This window comes from Streptomyces fuscichromogenes (assembly GCF_014645815.1).
Taxonomy (GTDB): Bacteria; Actinomycetota; Actinomycetes; order Streptomycetales; family Streptomycetaceae; genus Streptomyces; species Streptomyces fuscichromogenes.
The window spans coordinates 98,209-124,623 of the sequence record NZ_BMML01000010.1; the positions used below are offsets into that span (position 1 = coordinate 98,209).

Below are 26,415 nucleotides of genomic sequence, written 5' to 3' on the forward strand. Positions count from 1 at the left end.
CAAGGGAGGGGCGGGGCCGTCAGAAGGACGGGATGACCGAGCCCTGGTACTTGTCCTCGATGAACTTCTTCACCTCGGGCGAGGTGAGGAGCTTGGCGAGCTTCTTCACCCGCGGGTCCTTCTCGTTGCCCTTCTTCACCGCGAGGAAGTTGCCGTACGGGCTGTTCTTCGCGGACTCCAGGACGAGGGCGTCCTTCGCGGGCTTGATGCCGGCCGAGATGGCGTAGTTGCCGTTGATCACCGCGGCGTCCACGTCGTCCAGGGAGCGCGCGGTCTGGGCCGCCTCGACCTCCTTGAACCGGAGGTTCTTGGGGTTCTTGGCGATGTCCTGCGGGGTCGCCTCGCTGCCGGCGTCGGCCTTGAGGGTGATGAGCCCGTTGGCGGCGAGCAGCTTGAGGGCGCGGGCCTCGTTCACGGCGTCGTTGGGGACGGCGACCGTCGCGCCGCTCTTCAGCGCGTCGACGCTCTTGACCTTGTGGGAGTAGAGACCGAGCGGCTCCAGGTGCACCGTGACGACGGGCACGATGTGGGTGCCGCGCTTCTTGTTGAAGTCGTCGAGGTACGGCTTGTTCTGGAAGTAGTTGGCGTCCACCGAGCCGTCCTCGGTCGCCGTGTTCGGCGTGATGTAGTCGGTGAACTCCTTGACCTCCAGGTCGAGTCCGGCCTTCTTCGCCAGGTTGTCCTTGATGTAGTCGAGGATCTCGGCGTGCGGGGTCGGGCTCGCGGCGACGACCAGCGGTCCGCTGTAGTCGGAGGAGCCGGAGGCGGAGTCCTTGTCCGAGCCGCAGGCGGTGAGCCCGAAGGTGAGGGCTCCGGCGGCGAGGACAGCGGCGGTGAGCTTTACGGTGTTACGCACGAAAAGTGCCTTTCCTTAAGGGTGGAGCGACCCCGCGGTGGGTGGTGCGGGGAGTTCTGGGGAGGGTGGCTCAGACGGTGTCGCTCGTCGCGGCGGACGCCTTGAGCAGCCGCAGCTTGGGGACCGGGCCGGAGTGGCCGCCACGGCGGTGCAGCGTGCGGGCCGCGTAGTCGCCGGCGAACTGGATGAGCGAGATGACGACCGCGAGGATGGCGACCGTGATCCACATCAGCTCGGTCTCGAACCGCTGGTAGCCGTAGCGGATGGCGATGTCGCCGAGTCCGCCGGCGCCGACCGTGCCGGCCATGGCGGAGTAGCCGATGAGCGCGACGATCGTGGTCGTGGTGGAGGAGATGAGCGAGGGCAGCGACTCGGGTACGAGAACCTTGCGGACGACGGTCCAGGTGTTGCCGCCCATCGACTGCACGGCCTCGACCAGCCCGCCGTCCACTTCGCGGACAGCCGTCTCGACCAGGCGGGCGAAGAAGGGAATGGCGCCGATCGCGAGCGGCACGATGGCGGCCTCGCGGCCGATGGTGGTCCCGGTGATCCAGCGGGTGAAGTTCATCAGCGCGACCATCAGGATGATGAAGGGCATCGAGCGGGCGATGTTCACGATCTGCCCGATGACCTTGTTGGCCAGCACGTTCTGGAGCAGGCCGCCCCGGTCGGTGAGGACCAGCAGGACACCGAGCGGAAGGCCGCCGAGGACGGCGATCAGCGTGGACCAGCCGACCATGTAGAGCGTGTCCCAACACGCCTGGGACAGCAGCGGCTGCATCTCGGACCAGGTCACCGGGCACCGTCCTTCACCAGCAGGGCCTCCCGGCCCAGTACGTCGATCTGGAGGCCCTGCTCGCGCAGGAAGCCGATGGGCACCACGTTGTCCTCGTAGCGGCCGGGCAGTTCGATGCGCATCCGGCCGATCTGGAGGCCGCCGACGGTGTCGATGGCGGCGCCGAGGATCGATATGTCGATGTTGTAGGTGCGGGAGAGCTGCGAGATGACCGGCTGGGTGGCGGACTCGCCGTGGAAGGTGACGTCGAGGACGGTACGGTCGTCGCCGGAGGCCTCGCCGCCGACCGGGAAGAGCGCGGCGGCCAGTGCGGAGCCCGGGGTCGCGAGCAGCTCGCTGACGGTGCCGTGTTCGACGATCCGCCCCTGCTCCATCAGCGCGGCCGAGTCGCAGATCGTCTTCACGACGTCCATCTCGTGCGTGATGAGCAGCACGGTCAGGCCCAGCTGCCGGTTCAGGTCGCGCAGCAGCTGGAGGATGGAGCGGGTGGTCTCCGGGTCGAGGGCGCTGGTGGCCTCGTCGGAGAGCAGCACCCTGGGGTCGCCGGCGAGGGCGCGGGCGATGCCGACGCGCTGCTTCTGACCGCCGGAGAGCTGGGCCGGGTAGGCCTTCGCCTTGTCGGCGAGCCCGACCAGGTCGAGCAGCTCAACTGCCTTGCGGGAACGTTCCTTCCCCGACTTTCCGAGGATTTCCAGCGGCAGCTCGACATTGTCCTGGACGGTCCGGGAGGACAGCAGGTTGAAGTGCTGGAAGACCATGCCGATCCGGCTGCGCGCCTGCCGCAGTTCCCGGCCGGCCCGGGATCCGCGCCCGGCGAGGGCGGTGAGGTCCCGGCCGTCGACGGTCACGGTGCCGGCGGTGGGGCGCTCCAGCAGGTTGACGCAGCGGATGAGCGAGGACTTGCCGGCGCCGGACTGGCCGATGACGCCGTACACCTCGCCTTCGCGGACATGGAGATCGACGCCGTCGAGGGCGGTGACCTCTCGGCCGCGCGAGCGGTAGACCTTGGTCAGGCCCGTTGTGGTGATCACGTGGGTTTCCGTCACTGTCGAGTGCGCGGGCGTGGGTGTGCCCGGGCGCACGGGTGCGTTCGTTCAGGGACGCGGCACGGTTCTCGCAAGGGCGCTGAACCGGGGAGAACATGTGCGCGGGGGGGGCGGCTTGCGTCACGCACGCGCGTCGTCGCGCCGTACGGACATGCCACCGGTCTCGCTTCGGGGCGCGAGCTCTGGGGTGGTGCGGGGGCCCTCTAGAAGGCGCACATTCGACACATACAACGAGCACCGGGCGTCATGGTCGCCTCGGTCGCAGGGGTGCGGTCGCTCGTCGTGGTCATGCGATCAGTAAACCAGACCTACGGTCCTGACAGGCCGCCGCTGTCCGCATGCCGGACAGCGGCGGACACCTTTCAGCCGCGGGTCGATATCTGGACGCCGCGGTCGGTGACCAGCGCGGACAAGGCCGAGAGGTCCTTCACCACGAGGTCCGCGTCCAGCTCGTGGGCCTGGTGGGTTGTGGCCAACGCCACGGTGGTCATGCCGGCCGCACGGCCCGCCTGGAGCCCGGCGGGGGCGTCCTCGAAGACCACGCAGTGCGCCGGATCGACGCCCAGCTGCCGGGCGGCGAGGAGGTAGGGCTCGGGGTCGGGCTTGCCGCGGGTGATGTCGTCGGCGCACACCAGCGTCTTCGGCCGGATCCCGACCGCTTCCAGGCGGGCCTCGGCGAGGCGGCGGGTGGCGGAGGTGACGACGGCCCAGCGGTCGGCGGGCAGGGCGGCGAGGAAGGCGGCGGTGCCGGGGAGCAGGTGGACGCCGTCGTCGGGGACGTCCTCCACCTCCAGCTGCTCGACCCGGGCGACCGCCGCCGGCACCAGGGCCGCCGGAAGCAGATCGGCGACGATGTCCGCGGCGGGCCGTCCGTGCAGTTCGACTCGGGCGAACTCCTCGGTGACGCCGTACTCCGCCGCCCAGAGGGTCCAGCAGCGCTCGACGGATTCGAGGGAGGAGACCAGGGTGCCGTCATTGTCGAACAGAAGGGCTTGTGCGTGGATCGTCATGGTCTGGACCCTACGGTGTACGGCAGGGGCGACGGCGTCGGGCCGTTTCGGCCGTAATAAGGTCGCCGCATGCTCAATGCCCTGCTGCTGGTGACCGGAGTCGCCGCGCTGCTGCTCGCCGCGTGGTGCGGCTGGGCCGCGTACCGGGACCAGCCGACGAAGGACTGGCACTTCATCGGGATGGCCGTGGTGTCGGTGCTGGCGTTGATCCAGCTGATCGCCGGGATCGTGCTGCTGGCGCGGGGCGAGAAGCCGGACCAGGGGACGACGATCTTCGTCGCCTATCTGCTGGGGGCGTTCGCGTGCGTCCCGGCCGCGGGGTTCATGTCGCTCGCCGAGCGCACGCGGTGGGGTTCCGTGACGGTCGCCGCGGGCGGTGTGGTGCTGGCCGTGCTGGAGGTGCGGCTCTATGACATCTGGGGAGGGTGAGATGACGGCCGTGGAAGAAAGGCCGAAGCGGCTGACCAGTGGGCCGGGGACGCTGCTGGTGTGGTTCTACGGCGTGATGGTCGTCGGGGCGGTGTCGCGGTCCGCGTACCAGATCGCGACGGAGTTCGACCGGGCGCCGCTCGCGTACTCGCTGTCGGCGGTGGCGGGGGTGGTGTACGCGTTCATCACGTACACGCTGGTGCGGGGCGGTGAGACCGCGCGCAGGGTGGCGCAGGTGTGCTGCGCCGCCGAGCTCGCCGGGGTGCTGATCGTGGGTACGTGGACCCTCGTGGACTCTTCCGCGTTCCCGGACGCGACCGTGTGGTCGGACTACGGGATGGGGTACGTGTTCATCCCTGTGCTGCTGCCGGTTTCCGCGTTGTACTGGTTGCGGAAGGGTGCCAAGGGGGCAGCCTCTTGAGGAACGTGCGCGGCTGACGGTGCGTTGTGGCTGGTCGCGCAGTTCCCCGCGCCCCTTGCGGGGCGCTTCGGCAGGGGGCGTTGAAAAGCTAGGCCGTTGTCGCGTACGTACTGGCCGGCTTTTCCAGGACGATCATCGGGACGCCGTCGGCGCCCTTTGACGTGCCTACCGTTTCGTAGCCGACCCGGCGGTAGAGGCGGAGGTTGCCCTCGCTGCGGTGGCCGGTGAAGAGACGGAACTTCTTGGCGCCGCGCTGTTCGGCCAGGGCCTCCTCGGCCGCGCGGAGCAGCCTCGCGCCGATGCCGTGGCCCTGGAGGCGGGGGTGGACGCAGAGCTTGCCGATGGCGGCGGCGCCGTCCTCGGTGACCGAGCCGCGGACCGAGCCGACGACCTCCTCGCCGAGGCGGGCGACGAAGACGCAGTCGGCGGCGAGCTCCTGGCGGACCGAGTCGAGGCTCTGGACGAGCGGGTCGATGCGGTAGTTGCCGTACAGCGCCGCTTCGCTCTGGAAGCACAGGTACTGGAGCCTGAAGATCTGCTCTGCATCCTGCTCGGTCGCCACCGAGATGGTCACGCTCATGCCCATGTGCGCACGCCTCCCGCTCACCTGATCACGTGTTGTCCTCACTCCTATCCCCGCGCTTCGCGGGGCGCAACCTCCGGCGTCAACAATCGGCGCAGACAACCCAGACATCTGGAACGTTCCGGTCCGAGACTGCCTTGTGAGATACCCAACTCCCCCGCGATCTCCCGGTATGTCAGGTCCTTCGGGGAGAGCAGGGCCTGGAGGAGACGGGGGCAGCGGCCGGGCAGCCGGGCCACCGCCTCGCGCAGGGCACGGTGGCGCGCGGTGGTGAGGACGCGCTGTTCGGGGGTGGCGGTGGAGGGGTCGGCCGGGTCGGCGGTGTAGGGGCGTTCCCGGCGGGCGGTGCGTCGGGTGCGGCGGGACTCGGCGCGCACCGCACGGCGCAGCCAGTCCTCGGGGGCCAGGGGCGGGCCGTGGGTCTCCAGGTGCTCCAGAAGGCGCAGCCACACGGTCTGCTCCAGGTCGCGGGGGTCGCTTCCGCAGGCATGCGCCTCCGCGGCGGCCTCCGCGGTGAGCAGCGGACGCAGGGCGGCGACCAGGTCGTTCGTCATGTGCGGAACGACGCGGCCGCCCCGGCAGAGGTTGCCGGGGCGGCCGGGAGACACCCCGAACGGGGTGCGGTGGCTCAGCCGTTGACGAAGTCGGCGCGGGCCAGCAGCGCGGTGTCGGCGTTGTCGGTGAAGACGCCGTCGATGCCGGTCTCGAAGTACTTCTGGAACACCGGGAAGACGTTGCCGTAGGCGTCCGGGTCCGTGCCGTTGCGGTAGGCCGGCGGCAGGAAGGGGTTCTCGTTGCGCATGGTGTAGGGGTGCAGGACCAGGCCCACCTTGTGGGCGTCCGCGACCAGCGTGCTCGGCGTGGTGAGGTTGCCGCTCGCGTCCTTCGGGATGATCAGGTCGACGGTCGGGCCGATGCCCTGCGCGTAACCGGCGATCTCCCGCAGGCCCTTCGGGGTGATCAGGTCGGCGACCGTGCGCGGGTCGCCCGTCGCGACGAAGTCGTAGGGCTGGGTGGTCGCGCCGGAGAGCAGGACCACCAGCGGGTTGTCGACCAGCGTGTTCAGTCGCTGGATGCTGCTCGGCTCGAAGGACTGCAGGATGACCGGCGAGTTCCGCTTGTCCTTGCCGTACTTGCGCAGCAGCTTGGCGACCCGCTCCTCAAGGCCGAGGCCCAGGCGGCGGAAGTAGGTGGGGTGCTTGGTCTCGGGGTAGATCCAGACCTGCTTGCCGCGCCTGCGGGTCTGCTCGTCCTGCCACTTGAGGACTTCCTCGAAGGTGGGGATCTCCCAGCGGCCGTTGTAGAGCGTGTTGTGCGGGCGGTTGGCCGGGATGCGCTCGACCGCGCGCAGCGTCTTCAGCTCGGCGAGCGTGAAGTCCTCGGTGAACCAGCCGGTGGTGGGCACGCCGTCCAGCGTCTTGGTGGCCCTGCGGTCGGCGAACTCGGGGTGGTCGGCGACGTTCGTGGTGCCGCCGATCTCCGGCTCGTGGCGGCAGACCAGGTGACCGTCCTTGGTGGGGACGAGGTCGCCGGCCTCGACGACGTCGGCGCCGAGGTCCAGGGCCAGGTCGTAGGAGCCGAAGGTGTGCTCCGGGCGGTAGCCGCTGGAGCCCCGGTGGCCGATGATCGTCGGCTTCGGCAGGCTCTTCAGGCCGCCGCCGTGGCCGGCCGGCTTCGCCTCGGCCGCTCTGGCCGCGCCGGGCAGCCCGAGGACCGCGCCGCCCGCGCCGAGCACCGCGGCGCCGAGCAGCGCCCGCCGTCCGGTCGTGCCGTTCGGCTGTGTCCGCCCGTCCGAGTCGTGCGTGTTCATGAGCGCTCTCCTGACCTTCGCCCTTCGATGCCGGCTGATCGTAGGGCTGCGGACGTGACCGAGGGGAGACCGTCGGCCCAACGGCCGGGTGACGCCGCATGGCTGCTGGACGGCGGGCGACGAGGGTCCGTCGGCGACTTCCGTCACATCGTCGCGGGCGGGTTACGGCCCGCCCCCGGAATGTCACCGCAGGTAAACCAGCGTCAACAGTACGTAAGACCTCGGTGAACCGGCCGTACTCGATGTGCGCTTCCCACCGAGCCGCGAGTAATGTCCTCACCTGCACAGACTCATACCGCCCCTCGACATCGGAGGACCCGTTGTCCCGCTTCGCGCTCATCAAGGCAGTGCTCGGACCGATCATGCGCCTGATGTTCCGCCCGCAGGTGGAGGGCGTGGAGCACATCCCGGGGGACGGTCCGGTCATCCTCGCCGGCAACCACCTGACGTTCATCGACTCGATGATCCTGCCGCTCGTGAGCAAGCGGCAGGTGTTCTTCATCGGCAAGGACGAGTACGTCACCGGGAAGGGCTTCAAGGGCCGGCTGATGGCCTGGTTCTTCACCGGCGTCGGCATGATCCCGGTGGACCGGGACGGCGCGAGCGGCGGGGTCGCCGCGCTGATGACCGGCAAGCGGGTCCTGGACGAGGGCAGGGTCTTCGGGATCTACCCGGAGGGCACGCGCTCCCCCGACGGCCGGCTCTACCGGGGCCGTACCGGCATCGCGCGGCTGACGCTGATGACGGGCGCGCCGGTGGTGCCGTTCGCGATGATCGGCACGGACAAGCTGCAGCCGGGCGGCGCGGGCATCCCGCGGCCCGGCAAGGTCACCGTCCGGTTCGGCGAGGCCATGGAGTTCTCCCGGTACGAGGGGATGGACCGGGACCGCTATGTGCTGCGGGCCGTGACCGACTCGGTGATGGCCGAGGTGATGCGGCTGTCCGGGCAGGAGTACGTGGACATGTACGCCACGAAGGCGAAGGCCGCCTGACGGCGAGGACCGGCTGACGACGAGGACCGGCTGACACTCTTTCGGCGGACGGGCACGGACCGGTGGTCCGTGCCCTTCTGTCTGCCATCTGCCGGACATCCGTCCGGCGTCCGCCTGCCGGTGGAATCTGCCCCGACACTTCGGTCATTCATCCGCATTTACCGGCCATATGAGCAGACAGCATGTCTTATTCAGATATGCAGAAACCTTCTCGGCGTACCCTGCTCCGCGCTCCGTTCGCCGCCGCCGGGGCGGGGCTCCTTGCGGCATGTTCCGACTCCGGCTCCGAACCCAGTTCCGGACCGCAGCACACGGCCGGCACCGCGGCGTTCGTCCCGCAGGGGCCCAGGGGGTTCGTCAACCCGTCGGACCCAGAGGTGCTCGCGGCCGAGCGGAAGCGCGGGTCCGGCCCTGTCCGCATGATCAGGTTCACGGCGGCCAGGAGCATGCTGGACCTGGGCGGACGGTCGGTCCACAGCTGGGCGTACAACGAGTCGGTGCCGGGGCCGCTGGTGCGCGTCACCGCCGGTGACGTCCTCAGCCTGACCCTCTCCAACCAGTTGCCCGAGAAGACCACACTGCACGCCCACGGGGTACGGCTGCGCTGCGACATGGACGGCGTTCCGGACCTGACCCAGTCGCCCATCGCGCCGGGGACGGACTTCATCTACCGGTTCGTCGCCTCCCACCCGGGCACGTATCTGCTCCACTCGCACGTCGGCATGCAGCCCGACCGGGCCCTGTACGCGCCGTTCGTCGTCGACGACCCGAAGGAGCCGCTCTCCTACGACCAGGAATGGATCGTCGTCCTGGACGACTGGGTCGACGACATCGACGGTTCCAACCCGGAGCAGGTGCTCGACCAGCTCAAACCGGGCGGGTCCATGGACATGGACATGGGTATGGGCATGGGCCCCGGCCGCAGCAGCCCGAGCGCCCACGGATCGGCGCACCCGTCCGTGCACCCGTCCGCGCACCCGTCCGCACACGCGTCCCCGTCACCCTCCAAGTCCAGGTCCAAGAAGCCGACGGGCCCCGACCGGGTGCTGCGCAACTCGCACAGCAGCATGCTCCACGGCGAGGGCGGCAACGTCGCCTACCCGCACTACCTGGCCAACGGGCGCCTGCGTACCGACCCCTCCGTCTTCCGCTGCCGCCCCGGCGACCGGATCCGCATCCGCATCATCAACGCGGGCTCCGAGACGGCCTTCCGGGTCGCGCTCGGCGGCCACGCCCTGACCGTCACCCACACCGACGGCTATCCCGTGCAGCACAAGAGGACCGACGCGCTGCTCGTCGGGATGGCCGAGCGGTACGACGTCCTCGTCACCGCCAAGGACGGCGTCTTCCCGCTCGTCGCGCTCGCCGAGGGCAAGAAGGGCAAGGCGGTCGCGATCCTCCGCACCGACAAGGGCAGAAACCTTCCCGCGCCGGATGTGCGGCCTGCCGAACTGGACCGCGAGATCGTACCGGCCCGCCGCCTGGTGCCGGCCGAGTCCGTCGCCCTGGACGACCGGCACCCCGACCGCGATCTGCGGATCAGGATCACGGGGACGATGCAGAAGTACGACTGGGGGTTCGACCACAAGCTGTACGACGTGCGGGAGCGGCATGCGGTGCGGGCCGGTGAGCGGGTCCGGCTGACCCTCATCAACGCGACGGACATGTGGCATCCGATGCACCTGCACGGGCACACGTTCGCGGTCGACGGGATCAGCTCGGCGGGGGCCCGCAAGGACACCACGATCGTGCTGCCCCATCGCAAGCTGGTGCTCGACTTCGACGCCGACAACCCCGGGTTGTGGATGCTGCACTGCCACAACCAGTACCACTCGGAGAGCGGGATGATGACGGTGCTGGGCTATAAGAAGTGATGTTCTGAGGGGTTCGGTGGGTTTTCGGGCGCGGGTGGGTGGGGGCTGGTCGCGCAGTTCCCCGCGCCCCCAAGGGGTTGCGCCTACGCGGCGCTTTCCAGTTTCTGTCCCTTGAGCAGGAACCACGCCGCCACTGCTGTTGCCAGGAGGACCGCGGCGCCTGCGCCTGAGGCCAGGTGGAGGCCATGGACGAAGGAGTCTCGGGCTGCGGTCAGCATGTCAGTCGCGGTGGGGGTGGGCATGGTCTTGGAGGCCTCCAGTGCCGCGCCCAGGGACTCGTGGGCGGCGGCCGGGGTGCCCGGCGGGGCCGGGAAGCCGCGGTAGACACCCGTCACGATCGAGCCGAGCAGGGCGATGCCGAGCGCCGCGCCCAGTTCGTACGCCGTCTCGGAGACCGCCGAGGCGGCGCCGGCCTGGTCCTTGGGGACGCTGGAGAGGATGACGTCCGCCGTGACGGTGAACGAGAAGCCCGCGCCGACGCCGACCACCAGGAGCGCGGCGCCGAGGACCGGGTATCCGGTGGACTGCGCGAGGGTGGTCAGGGCCGCGAGGGCGACGCCGACCGCCGCCAGACCGCCGGAGACCACCGCCCGTACCGAGTGGCGGCGGGCCGTCCGGCCGGCCACCAGGCCCGCCGCCACCGCGCCGACCGCGGCCGGGAGTTCGGCGAGACCCGCCTCGAACGGGCGCCTGCCCTGGACCAGTTGCAGGTACTGGGAGAGGAAGAACACCAGGCCGGACATGCCGAGCACGGTCAGCAGGTCGGCCAGCACCGCGCCGCTGAAGCCGCGGTTGCGGAACAGCCGCATGTCCAACAGGGGCCTGGGCATGGTGAGCTGACGGTGGACGAAGCCCCACAGGGCCGCGCTGCCGAGCACCGCCGTGACCGCGGTCACGCCGGTGAGGCCGTGGGTCGCGGCCTCCTTCACCGCGTACACGACGGCGATCATGCCGACCAGTGACAGCACGACGCTGACCAGGTCCCAGGGGCCCGGGTCGGGGTTGCGGGACTCGGGGAGCGTCCTGCTTCCGACGACGACCAGGACCACCATCACCGGCAGGTTGATCAGGAAGACCGAGCCCCACCAGAAGTGTTCGAGCAGGAAACCGCCCACGATCGGGCCGACGGCCGTACCGGCCGAGGCCGCCGCGCCCCAGATGCCGACGGCGAGGCTGCGCTCGCGCGGGTCGTGGAAGAGGTTGCGGATCAGGGCGAGGGTCGCGGGCATCAGGGTCGCGCCCGCGACACCCAGCAGGGCGCGGGCCGCGATCAGCATTCCGGGGGTCGTCGCGTACGCGTTCAGGACGGATATCGCGCCGAACGCCGTGGCGCCGACGAGCAGGATCCGCTTGCGGCCGATGCGGTCGCCGAGGCTGCCCATGGACACCAACAGGCCCGCGATGACGAACGAGTAGACGTCGCCGATCCAGAGCAGCTGGGTGCCGGAGGGGTCGAGGTCCTCGCTGATGTAGGGGGTCGCGAGGCCGAGGACGGTCGCGTCCACGGCCACCAGCAGCACGGCGAGCACGAGAGCGGAGAGCGCGAGCCAGCGGCCCGGCCGCCTCTCCTCCGCCTCCGCCACGCGCGCCGGCTGCACGGTGCTGGTCATGATTCCTCTCTTCGTCGTGCGCCGCCGAGCAACAGCTCGACGATCATGTGGGTGAAGTCCTTGCGGGCGACCCGGCCTTCGGAGACCGCCCAGGCGGCGGAGGCCAGCAGGCCGTACAGCGCCTCGGTGAGCCAGGCCGGCGTCAGGTCGATACGGAACTCGCCGGTCTGCTGGCCGCGCCGGAAGAGGGCCGCGATGCGGTCGTCGAGCCGGGTCCAGCCCTGGTTCTGCACCTCGCCCTCGAACAGCTGGTTCTCGGTGTAGAGGAAGGCGAGCAGGCCCGCGGCCGGTTCGATCTCGCGGACCAGGCGGTGTACGGCGTCGGTCGCGGGGCCCTCGTCCAGGCGGGCCGCGTCCAGGGCCGCCTCGCACTCCTCGATGCCGAGCGCCTCCAGCGCGCGGACGAGCGCGTCGCGGCCCGCGAAGTGGCGGTGCAGGGTGGCCCGGCTGATTCCGGCGGCCCTGGCGACCTCGTCCATGGTCGCGGTGGACTTACGGGTCAGCAGGGTGGCTGCGCTGCGCAGGACGTGGTCGCGATCGAGGGCCATGAGACAAGAGTAGCCCATGTGAGACATCTTTGTCTCACAGCGGGCATGGATGACTCAGTCGGGTGGGCCCGCGGAGCGCCGACCGCCCGGTGCCGGCCGCCCGGTGCCGACCGCTCGTGTCGGTGCCTCGGTGCCGGTGGCCTCAGTGCCAGGGCAGCTGTCCGCGTCGCTCCCAGTAGGCGCGCGGGTCCTCGGCCAGGGTGGCGAGGCGGGAGAGCTGGTCGTCGTCGAGATCGACCACCGCGGCGTGCAGGTTCGAGGCGAGCTGGCCGAGGGTGGCCGCGCCGGAGAGGACCACTCCGGCCCAGGGCTCGCGCAGGACGATCGCGAGGGCGACGGCGTCGGCGCCCAGGCCGGTCTCCTCGGCGACGTCCTTCAGGACGGCAGGGGCGTGCGGGGCGGCCAGCCGGCCGTTGGCCATGCCCTCCTTCACGATCACCGTCAGTCCGGCGTCGTGCGCCTCGGCGAGGGCCGGTCCGGCCGAGGTCTCCAGGGCGTTGTACGTCGACTGGACGGTACGGAAGAGGGGCTCGCCGTCGACCGTGACCGTGAGGGCGGCGCGGATGGCGTCGGCCTGGGCGGGGCCGCTGGTGGAGAACCCGACGGTGAGGCCGGTGGCCGCCGACGCCGCGAGCCGGGCGTGGAGTTCCCTGTCGGTGAGGGCGGGACTGTCCGGGGTCACCGAGTGGATCTGGTAGAGGTCGAGCCGGTCGCCGAGGAGTTCGGCGGTCTCGGCGCGCTGCCGGTCGTAGGTCTGGACGCCGTGGTCCTTGACCTCGTGCGTCGCCGCGTCCGCGGACCAGCCGGCGGTGTACGTGTAGCCCCACTTGCTGCCGACGACCACGTCGGCGGCGTCGGGGCGGGCGGTCAGCCAGTCGGCGAGGAACTCCTCGGAGCGGCCGTAGGAGCGGGCCACGTCGACGTAGCGGACGCCCTGGGCGTAGGCGGCGTCGAGGAGTTCGTGGGTGCGGGTGCGCAGGGCGTCGACGCTGCGGTCCGCGCCGAGGTCGGTCTCGCGGCCGAGGTTGATGTAGCCGGGGCGGGCGACTGCGGCGAGGCCGAGGCCGATGTGGGAGGTCGGTGTGGTCGCGGTCGCCAGGCGGGCGAAGGGCATCGCGGGCTCCGTTGGGGTCGGCTGCGTCGGGCTGTTGACCAACGTAACCCGCGATGGCCTTTGGTTCGCCGTTCAGCTCGGGGGGTGCGGTACGTCGGCGAGTGCGGGTGAGTGGGGGTTGCCCGCGCGGTTCCCCGCGCCCCTTTCGGGCACGCCCTGAAGGGGCGCGGGGAACCGCGCGACCGGCCACGACGGCGCGGCGGACGACCACGGCGCGGAGTGCCGTCACAGGGACGCGGAAAGGTCCTGCTTCTTGCGGAGCGACCTCTCGGGGGGGGCGCCGGGAAGTGCTACTTCTTCGCGTCGGCCCACTCGTGCTGCCGGGCCACGTTCGTCCTGATCTCCGCCAGCTGGACCGCCACCGCGCTCGGGGCCGTGCCGCCCCTGCCGTCGCGGGAGGCGAGGGCGCCGGGGACGTTGAGGACCGAGCGGACCTCGGGGGTCAGGTGGGCGCTGATCTTCGCGAACTGGTCGTCGGTCAGCTCGTCGAGCTCCTTGCCCTCGGCCTCCGCCGCCTTCACGCACTCGCCGGCCACCTCGTGGGCGACCCGGAAGGGTACGCCCTGCTTGACCAGCCACTCGGCGATGTCGGTGGCGAGGGAGAAGCCGGCCGGGGCCAGTTCCTCCATGCGCTCGCGGTTGACGGTGAGGGTGGCCATCATGCCGGTGAAGGCGGGGAGCAGGACCTCCAGCTGGTCGCAGGAGTCGAAGACGGGCTCCTTGTCCTCCTGGAGGTCGCGGTTGTAGGCGAGGGGCAGCGCCTTGAGGGTGGCCATCAGGCCGGTGAGGTTGCCGATCAGGCGGCCGCTCTTGCCGCGCGCCAGCTCCGCGATGTCGGGGTTCTTCTTCTGGGGCATGATCGACGAGCCGGTGGAGAACGCGTCGTGCAGGGTCACGAAGGAGAACTCCTTCGTGTTCCAGATGATGACCTCCTCGGCGATCCGGGAGAGGTTCACGCCGATCATCGCGGTGATGAAGGCGAACTCGGCGACGAAGTCGCGGGAGGCCGTGCCGTCGATGGAGTTGCCGACACTGCCGTGCTCGAAGCCGAGGTCCTTCGCCACCGCCTCCGGGTCCAGGCCGAGGGAGGAGCCCGCGAGCGCGCCGGAGCCGTACGGGGAGACGGCCGTGCGCTCGTCCCACTGGCGCAGCCGCTCCGCGTCCCGGGACAGGGACTGGACATGGGCCAGGACATGGTGGGCGAACAGGACCGGCTGGGCGTGCTGGAGGTGGGTACGCCCGGGCATCGCCACGTCCGGGTGGGCCTCGGCGAGGCCGATCAGGGCGTCCTGGAGGTCGGCGATCAGACCGCCGATGACGCGGGCGTGGTCCCGGAGGTACATCCGGAAGAGGGTCGCCACCTGGTCGTTGCGGGAGCGGCCGGCGCGCAGCTTGCCGCCGAGGTCGGGGCCGAGGCGCTCCAGGAGGCCGCGCTCCAGGGCGGTGTGCACGTCCTCGTCGGCGATCGTGCCCACGAAGGAGCCGTCGGCGACATCGGCCTCCAGCTGGTCGAGGCCGGCGATCATGCGCTGGAGTTCGTCCGCGGTGAGCAGGCCCGCCTTGTGCAGCACGCGTGCGTGGGCACGCGAGCCGGCGATGTCGTAGGGCGCGAGCCGCCAGTCGAAGTGGACGGACGCGGACAGCTTCGCCAGGGCCTCGGCGGGACCGTCGGCGAAACGGCCGCCCCAGAGCCGTACGTCACCGCTGTTGCTGCTCACTTGCGTTGCTCCTAGAAGAGATACGGATGTGGCACCGCCTCCCCGGCCATGAACGGGGAGGCGGTCGTCACGTTACTGCTCAGGACGGGTCACGTCGGGCTATGCCCGCAGTTGGCGCTGTGCGGCGATCTTCGACGACAGGCTGTAGATGTCGATGAAGCCCTTGGCCGCGGCCTGGTCGAACGAGTCGCCGGTGTCGTAGGTGGCGAGGTTGAAGTCGTAGAGGGAGGCGTCGGAGCGGCGGCCGGTGACCACCGCGCGGCCGCCGTGCAGGGTCATCCGGATGTCGCCGGTGACATGCCGGTTCGCCTCGTCGACGAAGCCGTCCAGGGCGCGCTTGAGCGGGGAGAACCACTGGCCGTCGTAGACGAGTTCGCCCCAGCGCTGCTCCACCTGCCGCTTGTAGCGGGCGAGTTCGCGCTCGACGGTGACGTTCTCCAGCTCCTGGTGGGCCGTGATGAGGGCGATCGCGCCGGGGGCCTCGTACACCTCGCGGGACTTGATGCCGACGAGACGGTCCTCGACCATGTCGATGCGGCCGACGCCCTGGGCTCCGGCGCGCTCGTTGAGCTCCTGGATCGCCTGGAGGACGGTGACCGCTCTGCCGTCGATCGCGACCGGGGCGCCCGCCTCGAAGGTGATGACCACCTCGTCGGCCTCGCGCGGGGTGGCCGGGTTCTGCGTGTACTCGTAGATGTCCTCGATCGGGCCGTTCCAGATGTCTTCCAGGAAGCCGGTCTCGACGGCGCGGCCGAAGACGTTCTGGTCGATGGAGTACGGGGACTTCTTGGTGGTCGCGATCGGGAGGCGCTTGGCCTCGCAGAAGGCGATGGCCCTGTCCCGGGTCATCGCGTAGTCGCGGACCGGGGCGATGCAGGTGAGGTCGGGGGCGAGGGCGGCGATGCCGGCCTCGAAGCGGACCTGGTCGTTGCCCTTGCCGGTGCAGCCGTGGGCGACCGTGGCGGCGCCGTGCTTGCGGGCGGCGGCGACCAGGTGCTTGACGATCGTCGGCCGGGAGAGGGCGGAGACCAGCGGGTAGCGGTCCATGTAGAGGGCGTTGGCCTTGATCGCCGGGAGGCAGTACTCCTCGGCGAACTCGTCCCTGGCGTCGGCGACCTCGGCCTCGACCGCGCCGCACGCCAGGGCGCGCTTGCGGATGACGTCCAGGTCCTCGCCGCCCTGCCCGACGTCCACCGCGACGGCGATGACCTCGGCGGCCGTCTCCTCGGCGATCCAGCCGATGGCGACGGAGGTGTCCAGCCCGCCGGAGTAGGCGAGTACGACGCGCTCGGTCATGGGTCCCTCCTTACGTACATCCGCTTGCCATGCATGAGTATGCAGAGCTCTGCATGATTCGTCAATCCGGCGGGGTTCGCCGAACAGATGTGAAAAAGGTTTGAACAAACGAAACCGCTTACCCGTACCCATGCCTGAACGCAGGCGCCGCGTTTGTAAACCCACCTCTGACCCGAGTGAGGCATCCGCATGTCCAGGGCTCTCCCGAAGTACAACAAGCGTCGCGTCGTGTTCATCGGCGGAGCCGCCGCCGTGGCGCTCTCCGGTGCGGTCATCGCTGGTTCGGCCCTCGCCGGTACGCCCGACAAGAGCAGCGACACGAGCAACGCTCGCACCTTCGCCGCCGCCTCGCCCGGCACGATCACCTGCCCCGACGTCGCCTCGCAGCTGCCCGCGATCCCCGCCTCCGCGCAGGCCGAGGTCACCCGCAACCTCACCCTGCTCCAGACGCAGATCACCGAGGCCAACAAGCGGCTGGTCGACACGGTGGGCCAGGGCGGACCGAACTTCGTGAACAACGCGATCCTCGGCCCCCTCAAGGACAAGCGGGTGGCGACCATCAACCGGATCGCGACCGCGATCGGCCGTACGGCCGCCAAGCCGACGGGTCTGGACTCGCTGGCGCCGTGCACCCTGAACGCGAGCGGGACCAGCACGAACACGGGCAGCGGCACGGCGACGGGCACCGCCTCGGCCACGCCGAGCACCGCCGCCACCCAGCAGCAGTCGACGGGCAGCACGAACACGAACACCAGCGCCGTCGGCACGATCACCTGCCCGGACGTCGCCTCGCAGCTGCCCGCGATCCCCGCCTCCGCGCAGGCCGAGGTCACCCGCAACCTCACCCTGCTCCAGACCCAGATCCAGGAGGCCAACACCCGGCTCCAGAACACGGTCGGCCAGGGTGGCCCGAACTTCGTGCAGAACGCGATCCTCGGCCCGCTGGCGGACAAGCGGAAGTCGACCATCGACCGCATCGCCATCGCGATCGGCCGCACCTCGACCAAGCCGACCGGCCTCGACTCCCTGGCCGCCTGCACGCTCACCAAGTGACGTGACAGGCAGCTGTGGCCGCCCCGTGTACAGCGCCGGCCGGGGCGGCCACAGTGGGGCCTGTCCGGATCACGGAATTCCTTAGACACGCGAAGTAACGGCGCCGATAATTCCCAGGTATGGGAAAGACCTATGAGCGCATAGACGGCAGACTCCGCACGTTCATCGAGGAACAGCCCCTGTTCTTCACCGCCACCGCCCCGCTCGCGGGCGACGGCACGGTCAACCTCTCCCCCAAGGGCCTCAAGGGCTCCTTCGTCGTACTCGACGAACTCACCCTCGCCTACCTGGACTTCGCCGGCTCCAACGCCGAGACCATCGCCCATCTGCGGGAGAACGGCCGCATCACCCTGATGTGGTGCGCCTTCCAGGGCCCGCCGAACATCGTGCGGGTGCACGGCCACGGCGAGGCGGTCTTCCGCGACGACCCCGGTTTCGGGGAACTCCTCACCCGTTTCCCGGACATCGATCCCTCCCGGCACGGCCTGCGCGCGATCATCGTCGTGCACGCCGAACTCGTCCGGGACAGCTGTGGTTACGCGGTCCCCTACATGGCGTACGAGGCCGACCGGGAACTGCACGGGAAGCGCTTCGCGCGCGAGGACGACGCCTCGCTGAGCGCGTACTTCGAGAAGAAGGAGCACATCGCGGTGAGCCTGGACGGTCTACCCGGGCTGCCGCTGCCGCTGCCCCCGTCTACCGTCTGAGCCATGCGTCCAGGCGTCGTCGTCACCCTTGTCTCCGCGTCCCTGCTGCTGCTCGGTGCGGCACCGGGGGCCGGGGACCCGCAACCGCTGCCCGCGCTCATGGCCGACCCGGGCGGCGGCACCCAGCTGATCACCGCCGAGGCGTCCGCCCTGAGCTCCACGTCGGGGACGCTGACCTGGTGGGAGCGCCGGGACGGGGAGTGGGTGCAGATGGGGTCCGCCGATGCCCGGTTCGGGGCGAAGGGGCTGGTCGAGGGGACCGCGCGGCAGCAGGGCACGAACACGACCCCGACGGGGCTGTACGACCTGCCGTTCGGGTTCGGCCTCCAGGCGGCGCCGGCGGGGACCTCCGTCGAGTACCGGCCGGTGACGGCGGACTCGTGGTGGTGCCAGGACAACGACTCCGCCTCCTACAACCGCTGGGTCGAACCGCTGCCGTCCGACTGCCGGGCCGCCGAGTCGGAGAAGCTGTCGTCGTTCACGACGCAGTACGGGTACGCGCTGGTGATCGGGTTCAACTACCAGCAGCCGGTGCGGGGGCGGGGGGCCGGGATCTTCCTGCACGTCAACGGGGCCGGGGCGACGGCCGGGTGCGTGTCGGTACCGGAGGACGCGATGCGGCGGATCCTGCAGTGGGCGGATCCCAAGAAGGGGCCGCACATCGCCATCGGGACGGTGGGCGGGGACACCGCTCTTACCCGGTACTGAGTCCTCCCCGGTACGGAGACTGCGGGCGCGTGGGCGGGTGCGGGTCGTCTGTGGCTGGTCGCGCAGTTCCCCGCGCCCCTAGGGGGTGGCGGTTGTCGCCAGTTTCACGGTGAAAGTCGTCGCACCTGGGCGGCTCTCCAAGGCGACCGTTCCCCCGTGTGCCTCCACCACCGCCGACACGATCGACAGGCCCAGGCCCGCTCCCCCGCCGGGGGCGTCCGCACGGCGGCGGTGTTCGGCTCGGGTGAAGCGTTCGAAGACGCCGGGCTGGATGTCGGCGGGGATGCCCGGCCCGTCGTCGTGGACATGGAGGACCGCCCCGGGGCCGTCCGTCTCCAGGGTCACCGTCACCTTCGTGCCGGCCGGGGTGTGCAGCCGCGCGTTGGCCAGCAGGTTGGCCAGTACCTGATGGAGGCGGTGGGTGTCACCGGTCACCGTCACCGGTTCTTCGGGGAGGTCGAGGGTCCAGCGGTGGTCGGGGCCGGCGGCCCGCGCGTCCGTGACGGCGTCCAGGATCAGACGGGTCAGGTCGACCGGCTGGCGCTCCAGCGGGCGGCCGGCGTCCAGGCGGGCCAGAAGGAGGAGGTCGTCGACCATCTCGCCCATCCGGGAGGACTCCGCGGCGATGCGTCGCAGGGCCCGGGTGACCTCGGGGGGTACCGGGCCCGGGTGGAGCAGGGCCAGTTCCGCGTGGCCGCGGACCGAGGCGACCGGGGTGCGCAGTTCGTGGCTGGCGTCGGCCGCGAAGGTGCGCAGGCGCTCCTCGCTGGCGTGGCGTTTGGTGAGCGCGTCCTCGACGTGGCCCAGCATGCGGTTGAAGGCGGTGGCCATCCGGCCGACCTCACTGTGCGGGTCGGGTTCGGGGGCGCGCGGCGGCAGCGCCACCTCACCGCTGGCGAGCGGGAGTTCGCTGACCCGGGTGGCGGTGTCCGCGACCCGGCTCAGCGGGCGCAGGGACCAGCGGACCCAGAGGGCGCCGGCCACCCCGGCCGCGGCGAGGGCGAGGCCGAAGACACCGGCGGCGACCAGTTCCAGGCGGTGCACGGTGGCCCGTACCGGCTCCAGGGGCAGACCGGTGACCAGGATGTCGCCGTCGCGGCCCGTCCAGGCCAGCAGCCGGTAGCCGCCGATCGAGGAGAGCCGGACCGTGTGGCCGCGGCCGTCGACCGGCAGTGCGGCGAGGGCGGCGCGGTCGCGGGCGGTGAGGGCGACGGTCAGGTCCGGGTCGGCACCGGAGGGGATGACGGCCGCGTTGGTGACCTGGCCCTTGAGCAGGCGGGCGCCGAAGGTGCCGGCGGCCTGCCGGCGGGTGTCGCCGTGCTCGTCGCCGTCCCGGTCGCTGGGCTTGAACTTCCCGTGTTCGAGGGACTGCGGGAAGCTCGGGCCGGTCTGCTGGAGCTGCTGGTCCAGGCGCCCGGTGAGGAAGCCGTTCAGCTCGACCACCGCGGCGACGCCCACGGCCGCGCAGCTCACCGCCAGCAGCACCACCAGGCCCGCGGTGAGGCGGGCGCGGAGGGTGCGGGGGGTGCGGGGGCGGGGCAGGTGCCGTAGCCGTCGTAGGAGGTTCACGGTGGTCACCTGGTCACCGGCTTGAGGACGTAGCCCGCGCCGCGGACCGTGTGGATCATGGGTTCACGGCCCGCGTCCACCTTCTTGCGCAGGTAGGAGATGTACAGCTCGACGACATGGGCACGGCCGCCGAAGTCGTAGGACCAGACGCGGTCGAGGATCTGGGCCTTGCTGAGGACCCGGCGCGGGTTGCGCATCAGGAAGCGCAAGAGTTCGAACTCGGTCGGGGAGAGCTCGATCAGCTCGCCCGCCCGGGTCACCTCCCGGGCCTCCTCGTCCATGGTCAGGTCGCCGACCACCAGCCGGGGGCCGTCCTCCTGCTGGCGGGCCATGCCGGCGCGGCGCAGCAGGCCGCGCAGCCGGGCGACCACCTCCTCCAGGCTGAAGGGCTTGGTGACGTAGTCGTCGCCGCCCGCGGTGATGCCGGCGATCCGGTCCTCGACGGTGTCCCGGGCGGTGAGAAAGAGCACACAGACGTCCGGCTTGACCTGGTGCAGCGAGCGGAGCACGGCGAAGCCGTCGGTGTCCGGGAGCATCACGTCGAGGACCACCGCGTCCGGGAGCAGCTCGCGGGCGGCGGTCAGCGCGGTCGCGCCGTCGCCGGCCTCGCGGACCTCCCAGCCCTCGTAGCGCAGCGCACCGGTGAGCACCTCCGCGAGGTCGGGGTCGTCGTCGACGACGAGGACGCGGAGCGGGGTGCCGTCGGGGCGGGTGAGGGCGGGGCGGCCGGAGCGGGTCGTGTTCATCGCGTATCCAGCATCGCCCCTGCGGGTGGCGGGCGGTGACCGGCCGCCCTCTGAGTTTGCTCTGAGTCGGCTGAGCAGGGTGGTCACTGAGAGGGAGCTCAGAGGTTCGCGCTGCACAGTGGCGGGACCGAACGGAGAAAGGACGCGCCTCATGACGACCGTGGACGAACGGCGCACGGCCTCGGCCGTGCCCGCCGTGGCCACGCGCCGCTCCCCCGCCGCCGCCGTGCTCGCCGTGCTGTGGGCCGGGGCGGCCGCCGTGGCCCTGCTGTGGTGGTCGGACACCGGCTCCGTCGTGGGTGCGGCGGGCTGGCTGACCGGGGCCGGGCGGATCGCCGGGCTGCTGTGCGGATACTCCTGCGCGGTGCTGGTCGGCCTGATGGCCCGGGTGCCGCTGCTGGAGGTGCGGGTCGGCTCCGACCGGGTGGCCCGGTGGCATGCGATGGCCGGCCGGTACACGGTGTGTCTGCTGGTCGCGCACATCGCGCTGATCCTCACCGGGTACGCGGCCCAGGACCATGCCTCGATCGTCCACGAGACGCTGAACGTCGTCCTGGACTACCCCGACATGCTGAAGGCGACCGCCGGCACAGTGATCCTCTTCGCCGTCGGCATCACCTCGATGCGCGCGGCCCGCCGCCGTACCAGCTACGAGTTCTGGTACTACGTCCACCTGCTCACCTACGCGGCCGTCTTCCTGGCCTTCTTCCACCAGCTGACGCTCGGCAACGACTTCAACGGCAAGCCGGTCGCCACCGCCTTCTGGTACGCGCTGTACCTGGGGGTCGCGGCGCTGGTGCTGTGGTTCCGGGTGCTGGCGCCGGTGCGGCTCAATCTCCGGCACCGGCTGCGGGTGGAGTCCGTGCGGCAGGAGGCGCCCGGTGTGTACTCCGTCGTGGTGCGGGGCCGGCGGATCGACGAGCTGGGCGCGCGGGCCGGACAGTTCTTCCGCTGGCGGTTCTTCGGCGGCGACGGCATGGGCTGGACGTCCACGCCGTACTCGCTGTCGGCGCCGCCGCGCGGCGACCTGCTGCGGATCACGGTCAAGGCGCTCGGCGACCACAGCGCGGCCGTGTCGCTGCTGCGGCCCGGCACCCGGGTCTGGGCGGAGGGGCCGTACGGCTCGCTCACCGCCGACCGGGCCACCGGTCACCGGTCCCTGCTGATCGCGGCCGGCGTCGGGGTCACCCCGCTGCGGGCGCTCTTCGAGACACTGCCCGGCGAGGTCACCCTGCTCTACCGGGCGCGTACGGCCGAGGACCTGGCGCTGGGCGGCGAGCTGGAGGCGATCGCGCGATGGCGGGGCGCCCGGGTGCTCTACGCGCTGAACGGTCCGCAGGGCGAACGCCCCGCCCTCACCGCGGACGCGCTGCGGGCGACCGTCCCCGGTCTCGCCGGGCACGACGTGTACATCTGCGGCCCGCACGGCTTCGCCCAGGAGCTGTACGGCGCGCTGCGGGCCGCCGGGGTCCCGGACCGCCGTATCCACCACGAGTCGTTCGAGCTGTGAGGCCGCTGCTGTGCACGCACTGAACAAGAACCGTCCGCTGCGCCGGATCATGCTGGCGAGTGCCGCCACCGTCTCCGGCATGGTGATGCTGCTGGCGCTGAAGCCGCACACCGCCCCGACCGTGGTCACCGGCTCGGCGGCGCCCGTCCCGTCGGCCTCCGCGAGCGCCTCACCGGGCGCGGGCAGCGGCTCCGGGAGTACCACCGGCAGCTCCGGCAAGTCCGGGAGCAGCAGCACCGGCACCAGGACGGTCACCGGGGACACCGTCCAGACCCGCTGGGGCCCCGTCCAGGTGAAGGTGACCATCAAGAACGGCAAGATCACCGACGTCACGGCCGTGCAGTACCCCTCGGAGAACCCCCGGGACCAGCAGATCAACAGCTACGCGATCCCGCAGTTGCGCAGCGAGGCGCTGGCGGCACAGAGCGCGAGCATCGACACCGTCTCCGGGGCCACCTACACCAGCGAGGGTTACCAGCAGTCACTCCAGTCCGCACTGGACTCCGCGGGTCTCTGAACACTCGGGCAGTACGGCACGTATCTGTGGGCCAAGGGTCAATTCCCTACGGAGGAACCGTGACCACCACGCTCGCAGGCGGACGTGCCGCCCGACGACAGACGATGCGCCGCATCCGCCCGCGCCGCTCCCCGGCAGTCCCGCTGCTGCTCGCCGTATGGGCGGGCGCGGCGGCCGTGCTGTGGCTGTGGTGGCACAACACCCCGTCCATCGCCGACCAGAACGGCAAGATCCTCAACGCGGGCCGGATCACCGGCCTGCTGGCGGGGTACCTGATGGCGCTGGTGGTGCTCCAGATGGCCCGGGTGCCGGCGCTGGAGCGGCGGGTCGGCTCCGACCGGGTGGCCCGCTGGCACGCGATGAGCGGCCGTTACACGCTCTGCCTGGTCTTCGCGCACGTCTTCCTCATCATGTGGGGCTACGCGCTGCAGGCCGGCAAGACGCTGAACGACATCGTCCAGCAGACCATCGACTCCGTGAACCAGCTCCCCGACATGGGCAAGGCCGCCATCGGCACCGGCCTGTTCGTCGTCATCGGCCTGACCTCGATCGGCCCGGTGCGGCGCCGGATGCCGTACGACACCTGGTACCACGTGCACCTGCTGACGTACGCGGCGGTGTTCCTGACCTTCTGGCACCAGATCACCACCGGCAACGACTTCGCCCTCACCCCGATCGCCAAGACCTTCTGGTACGGGCTGTACGGCGTGGTCACCGCGCTGGTGGTCTGGTACCGGATCCTCACCCCGATCCGGCTCAACCTGCGGCACCGGATGCGGGTCGAGGCGGTCATCGAGGAGACGCCGGGCATCGTGTCGGTGCTGATCGGCGGGCGCAAGCTGCACCGGATGGGCGCCGAGGCCGGCCAGTTCTTCCGCTGGCGGTTCCTGGCCCCCGGGATGCGGTTCAGCTCGCACCCGTACTCCCTGTCGGCGGCACCCCGCCCCGACATGTTGCGGATCACCGTCAAGGCGATCGGCGACCACAGCGCGCGGCTGCGCGAACTACGGCCCGGAACCCGGGTGTGGGCCGAAGGGCCGTACGGGGCGATGACCGCGTCCCGGCGCAGCCGCGGCAAGGTCCTGCTGGTGGCGGGCGGCGTCGGGATCACGCCCATGCGGGCGCTGTTCGAGACGCTGCCCGGCGCCGCGGGCGACCTGACCCTGCTCTACCGGGCCAACACCACCCAGGACCTGGCCCTGTGGGACGAGCTGGCCAAGATCGCCAAGGAGCGCGGGGCCCGCCTGATGTACGCGGTCAACAGCCCGGAGGGCGAGCGGCCGGACATCTCCGCGGAGAACCTCCAGCGGAAGATCCCGGACATCGTCGACCACGACGTCTTCATGTGCGGCCCGCCCGGGTTCGCGCAGGGCGTGTACGAAGCACTGCGCGGCGCGGGGGTTCCCGCCCGCCGCATCCATCACGAGTCGTTCGAGATGTGAGCGACGGGACCACACGGGAATCCAGGGAATCGGGAGTTCGGGAACGATGAGGAAGAGTCACCCCATCAGGCGTGTGGTGCTGGCAACCGCGGCGACCGTGTCCGGTGTCGTGCTGCTGCTGTCGCTGAAGCCGTCGTCGGACCCGACGTCCGCGTCGGCGGCCGGCGCGGCTCCGTCGGCCGCGGCCGCGGGACAGGAGTCGCCGCAGGGCGGCACCGGGACCGCCGGGACCACGACGGTGGACGGGGACGCCACCCAGACGCAGTACGGGGTCGTGCAGGTCCGGCTGACCGTCGCGGGCGGGAAGATCACCCAGGCCCAGGCGATCCAGGCGCCCAAGGGCGGCACCAGCGACCAGAAGACCGCGCTGTCGGTACCGACGCTGAACAAGGAGACGGTGGCGGCGCAGAGCGCGAACATCGACTCGGTCTCCGGGGCGACGTACACGAGCACCGGGTACAAGCAGTCGCTCCAGTCGGCGCTGGACAAGATGAAGGAAGCCGCCGCGTCCAGCTCTTCCGGCTCCTCGTCGGGTTCGTCGTCCGGCTCCTCGTCCTCCTCCGGGTCCGCGCAGGCGCAGGCCAAGACGGTGACCGGGCAGGTCGCGCAGACCCAGTACGGGCCGGTCCAGGTCCGGATCACCGTCTCCGGCGGGAAGATCACCAAGGCGGAGGCGGTACAGGCGCCCAGCGGCGGCACCAGCGACCAGAAGACCGCGCTCTCCGTCCCGAAGCTCAACCAGGAGGCGGTGGCGGCCGGCAACGCCGACATCGACTCCGTCTCCGGGGCCACCTACACCAGCACTGGCTACAAGCAGTCGTTGCAGTCGGCGCTGGACCAGGCCGGTGGCTGAGGCCGTGGCGGAGTCCGCGGAAGCTCCCGCCGCGGTGCGGCACGCGGAGGAGGTCATGGGGACGGTCTTCTCCTTCGACGTCCGCGGCGGGGATCCGGATGCGGTACGGGCGGCCCTCGACGAGGCGGTCGCCGGCCTGCACCGGGTCGACGAGGTGTTCAGCACCTACCGCGAGGACAGCCAGGTGTCCCGGCTGGCGCGGGAGGAGATCGGCGTCGCGGAGTGCGATCCCGAGGTGGCCGAGGTGCTGGAGCTGGCGGCCGAGGCGGAGCGGGTGAGCGACGGCTGGTTCAGCGCCCGCTACCGGGGACGGCTCGATCCCACCGGGATCGTGAAGGGCTGGTCCGCCGAGCGGGCGGCGCGCTCGCTCCGGCAGGTGGCCGGGGTGCGTGGGGTGAGCGTGAACGGCGGCGGCGACGTCCAGATGTTCGGCGCGCCCGAACCGACGCGCGCCTGGCGGGTGGGGATCGCCGATCCGCTGCGGCCGGGTGGCCTGGCGGCGGTGATCTCGGCGGCTGGGGTGGCGGAACTGGCGGTCGCCACGTCCGGTACGGCCGAGCGGGGCGCCCATATCGTCGACCCGCGCACGGCCAAGTCGGCGGTGACGGACCTGGTGGCGGTCACGGTGGTGGGTCCGCGGCTGACGTGGGTGGACTGCTGGGCCACGGCGGCGTTCGCGATGGGGTCGCGGGCCGGGCTGGCGTGGCTGGAGTCGCTGCCCGGCGTGGAGGGCCTGCTGATCACGGCGGGCGACGAGGTGCGGTGCACGGGGGGTCTGGCCGCGCGTCTGGGCTGAGGCGGGGGACGCTTGCCGGCGCTTACAGGGTGCCCGTGGCTGGGAAGAAACGGCGACTGCAGCGCCCCGTCAGGGGCGCGGGGAACCGCGCGATCAGCCCCCACCCACCCGCAGCCGAACACCGACCGCAATGTTTTCTGATTTTCTCCCCCACAACGGCATCCCTCCCACCCCTTCGGCCGTACCCCCTGTGAAGCGATTTCCGGGAGGAACACCATGGCCGTCTTCAGCAACCTCATGCCGTTCAACCATCGGGACCGCGACCGCGACCGCAACGACGGTCACGGGGACCGGCACGGTCACGACCACGACCGTCACGGCCACGACCACGACCGCCACGGGCACGACCACGGCGACCGGCACGGTCACGGACACTACTGACCACCCCTGAAGGCCGAGCGGACCGGCGCC

At 71.0% G+C, this 26,415-nt stretch carries 27 protein-coding genes; 13 read left to right on the forward strand and 14 right to left on the reverse strand.

From position 1 onward, the window contains the following. Positions 1-19: 19 nt before the first annotated feature. The 4 genes from IEZ11_RS22770 to IEZ11_RS22785 form a co-directional block, all read right to left on the reverse strand. Positions 20-856 carry a MetQ/NlpA family ABC transporter substrate-binding protein gene (locus tag IEZ11_RS22770; RefSeq protein WP_189264688.1) on the reverse strand — a complete coding sequence of 279 codons (837 nt, stop codon included), beginning with the start codon at positions 854-856 and terminating at the stop codon, positions 20-22. A 70-nt stretch (positions 857-926) separates the two neighbouring features. Continuing rightward, positions 927-1,652 carry a methionine ABC transporter permease gene (locus tag IEZ11_RS22775; protein WP_189264689.1) on the reverse strand — a complete coding sequence of 242 codons (726 nt, stop codon included), beginning with the start codon at positions 1,650-1,652 and terminating at the stop codon, positions 927-929. Next, positions 1,649-2,683, reverse strand: a complete 1,035-nt coding sequence (locus IEZ11_RS22780) for a methionine ABC transporter ATP-binding protein (protein ID WP_189264690.1) — start codon at positions 2,681-2,683, stop codon at positions 1,649-1,651. The genes IEZ11_RS22775 and IEZ11_RS22780 overlap by 4 nt, the downstream gene beginning before the upstream one ends. Before the next feature lie 377 nt (positions 2,684-3,060). Beyond that, positions 3,061-3,708: an HAD family hydrolase gene (locus IEZ11_RS22785; RefSeq protein WP_189264691.1), complete on the reverse strand. Its 648-nt coding sequence runs from the start codon at positions 3,706-3,708 to the stop codon at positions 3,061-3,063. A 69-nt stretch (positions 3,709-3,777) separates the two neighbouring features. Between IEZ11_RS22785 and IEZ11_RS22790 the strand changes: the two genes are divergently transcribed. Further along, positions 3,778-4,137, forward strand: a complete 360-nt coding sequence (locus IEZ11_RS22790) for a hypothetical protein (protein WP_189264692.1) — start codon at positions 3,778-3,780, stop codon at positions 4,135-4,137. 1 nt (position 4,138) lies between these two features. After that, entirely contained in the window at positions 4,139-4,558 is a 420-nt protein-coding gene (locus tag IEZ11_RS22795; RefSeq protein WP_189264693.1) for a hypothetical protein, read from the forward strand. Positions 4,559-4,646: 88 nt separating this feature from the next. On the opposite strand, the gene IEZ11_RS22800 is transcribed toward IEZ11_RS22795, so the two are convergent. The 3 genes from IEZ11_RS22800 to IEZ11_RS22810 all read right to left on the reverse strand — a co-directional run bounded on the left by IEZ11_RS22800 (position 4,647) and on the right by IEZ11_RS22810 (position 6,951). Next, positions 4,647-5,144, reverse strand: coding sequence for a GNAT family N-acetyltransferase (locus IEZ11_RS22800; protein ID WP_189264694.1), 498 nt, complete (start codon positions 5,142-5,144; stop codon positions 4,647-4,649). Positions 5,145-5,188: 44 nt separating this feature from the next. Next, entirely contained in the window at positions 5,189-5,695 is a 507-nt protein-coding gene (locus IEZ11_RS22805; RefSeq protein ID WP_189264695.1) for a sigma-70 family RNA polymerase sigma factor, read from the reverse strand. A 74-nt stretch (positions 5,696-5,769) separates the two neighbouring features. Then, entirely contained in the window at positions 5,770-6,951 is a 1,182-nt protein-coding gene (locus IEZ11_RS22810; protein ID WP_189264696.1) for a glycerophosphodiester phosphodiesterase, read from the reverse strand. 320 nt (positions 6,952-7,271) lie between these two features. Between IEZ11_RS22810 and IEZ11_RS22815 the strand changes: the two genes are divergently transcribed. Both IEZ11_RS22815 and IEZ11_RS22820 read left to right on the forward strand, forming a co-directional pair. Beyond that, the gene (locus tag IEZ11_RS22815; protein WP_189264697.1) at positions 7,272-7,943 is read left to right on the forward strand and encodes a lysophospholipid acyltransferase family protein; all 672 of its coding nucleotides are present in this window, start codon (positions 7,272-7,274) and stop codon (positions 7,941-7,943) included. Between the two features lie 197 nt (positions 7,944-8,140). Next, entirely contained in the window at positions 8,141-9,817 is a 1,677-nt protein-coding gene (locus tag IEZ11_RS22820; protein WP_189264698.1) for a multicopper oxidase family protein, read from the forward strand. Positions 9,818-9,900: 83 nt separating this feature from the next. Here the strand turns inward: IEZ11_RS22820 and IEZ11_RS22825 are convergent, their stop codons facing one another. From IEZ11_RS22825 to IEZ11_RS22845, 5 genes are all read right to left on the reverse strand, one after another. Then, positions 9,901-11,427, reverse strand: coding sequence for an MFS transporter (locus IEZ11_RS22825; protein ID WP_189264699.1), 1,527 nt, complete (start codon positions 11,425-11,427; stop codon positions 9,901-9,903). Beyond that, entirely contained in the window at positions 11,424-11,975 is a 552-nt protein-coding gene (locus IEZ11_RS22830; RefSeq protein WP_229713290.1) for a TetR/AcrR family transcriptional regulator, read from the reverse strand. Before IEZ11_RS22830 ends, IEZ11_RS22825 begins: the two co-directional genes overlap by 4 nt. A gap of 142 nt (positions 11,976-12,117) precedes the next feature. Beyond that, the gene (locus IEZ11_RS22835; protein ID WP_189264701.1) at positions 12,118-13,089 is read right to left on the reverse strand and encodes an aldo/keto reductase; all 972 of its coding nucleotides are present in this window, start codon (positions 13,087-13,089) and stop codon (positions 12,118-12,120) included. A gap of 290 nt (positions 13,090-13,379) precedes the next feature. Continuing rightward, the gene (argH, locus tag IEZ11_RS22840; protein WP_189264702.1) at positions 13,380-14,807 is read right to left on the reverse strand and encodes an argininosuccinate lyase; all 1,428 of its coding nucleotides are present in this window, start codon (positions 14,805-14,807) and stop codon (positions 13,380-13,382) included. Positions 14,808-14,906: 99 nt separating this feature from the next. Beyond that, the gene (locus IEZ11_RS22845; RefSeq protein ID WP_189264703.1) at positions 14,907-16,103 is read right to left on the reverse strand and encodes an argininosuccinate synthase; all 1,197 of its coding nucleotides are present in this window, start codon (positions 16,101-16,103) and stop codon (positions 14,907-14,909) included. Between the two features lie 189 nt (positions 16,104-16,292). Between IEZ11_RS22845 and IEZ11_RS22850 the strand changes: the two genes are divergently transcribed. The 3 genes from IEZ11_RS22850 (at position 16,293) to IEZ11_RS22860 (ending at position 18,571) form a co-directional block, all read left to right on the forward strand. Then, complete coding sequence (locus IEZ11_RS22850; protein ID WP_189264704.1) at positions 16,293-17,156, forward strand: hypothetical protein; 864 nt, start codon at positions 16,293-16,295, stop codon at positions 17,154-17,156. Positions 17,157-17,275: 119 nt separating this feature from the next. Further along, on the forward strand, positions 17,276-17,863 hold the full coding sequence (locus IEZ11_RS22855) for a pyridoxamine 5'-phosphate oxidase family protein (RefSeq protein ID WP_189264705.1): 588 nt from the start codon (positions 17,276-17,278) through the stop codon (positions 17,861-17,863). Positions 17,864-17,866: 3 nt separating this feature from the next. Beyond that, positions 17,867-18,571: a L,D-transpeptidase family protein gene (locus tag IEZ11_RS22860; RefSeq protein WP_189264706.1), complete on the forward strand. Its 705-nt coding sequence runs from the start codon at positions 17,867-17,869 to the stop codon at positions 18,569-18,571. A 78-nt stretch (positions 18,572-18,649) separates the two neighbouring features. On the opposite strand, the gene IEZ11_RS22865 is transcribed toward IEZ11_RS22860, so the two are convergent. Together IEZ11_RS22865 and IEZ11_RS22870 are read right to left on the reverse strand one after the other, a co-directional pair. After that, positions 18,650-20,149 carry a sensor histidine kinase gene (locus IEZ11_RS22865; protein ID WP_229713291.1) on the reverse strand — a complete coding sequence of 500 codons (1,500 nt, stop codon included), beginning with the start codon at positions 20,147-20,149 and terminating at the stop codon, positions 18,650-18,652. Further along, positions 20,146-20,886 carry a response regulator transcription factor gene (locus IEZ11_RS22870; RefSeq protein WP_189264707.1) on the reverse strand — a complete coding sequence of 247 codons (741 nt, stop codon included), beginning with the start codon at positions 20,884-20,886 and terminating at the stop codon, positions 20,146-20,148. The genes IEZ11_RS22865 and IEZ11_RS22870 overlap by 4 nt, the downstream gene beginning before the upstream one ends. A 151-nt stretch (positions 20,887-21,037) precedes the next feature. Between IEZ11_RS22870 and IEZ11_RS22875 the strand changes: the two genes are divergently transcribed. The 6 genes from IEZ11_RS22875 (at position 21,038) to IEZ11_RS22900 (ending at position 26,385) form a co-directional block, all read left to right on the forward strand. Next, on the forward strand, positions 21,038-22,396 hold the full coding sequence (locus IEZ11_RS22875) for a ferredoxin reductase family protein (RefSeq protein WP_189264708.1): 1,359 nt from the start codon (positions 21,038-21,040) through the stop codon (positions 22,394-22,396). Positions 22,397-22,406: 10 nt separating this feature from the next. Further along, positions 22,407-22,913: an FMN-binding protein gene (locus IEZ11_RS22880; protein ID WP_189264709.1), complete on the forward strand. Its 507-nt coding sequence runs from the start codon at positions 22,407-22,409 to the stop codon at positions 22,911-22,913. Positions 22,914-22,972: 59 nt separating this feature from the next. Further along, entirely contained in the window at positions 22,973-24,355 is a 1,383-nt protein-coding gene (locus tag IEZ11_RS22885; protein WP_189264710.1) for a ferredoxin reductase family protein, read from the forward strand. Between the two features lie 46 nt (positions 24,356-24,401). Continuing rightward, complete coding sequence (locus IEZ11_RS22890; protein WP_189264711.1) at positions 24,402-25,208, forward strand: FMN-binding protein; 807 nt, start codon at positions 24,402-24,404, stop codon at positions 25,206-25,208. Between the two features lie 55 nt (positions 25,209-25,263). Beyond that, on the forward strand, positions 25,264-26,004 hold the full coding sequence (locus tag IEZ11_RS22895) for an FAD:protein FMN transferase (RefSeq protein WP_373294960.1): 741 nt from the start codon (positions 25,264-25,266) through the stop codon (positions 26,002-26,004). 216 nt (positions 26,005-26,220) lie between these two features. Further along, positions 26,221-26,385 carry a hypothetical protein gene (locus tag IEZ11_RS22900; protein ID WP_189264712.1) on the forward strand — a complete coding sequence of 55 codons (165 nt, stop codon included), beginning with the start codon at positions 26,221-26,223 and terminating at the stop codon, positions 26,383-26,385. Positions 26,386-26,415: the final 30 nt, after the last annotated feature.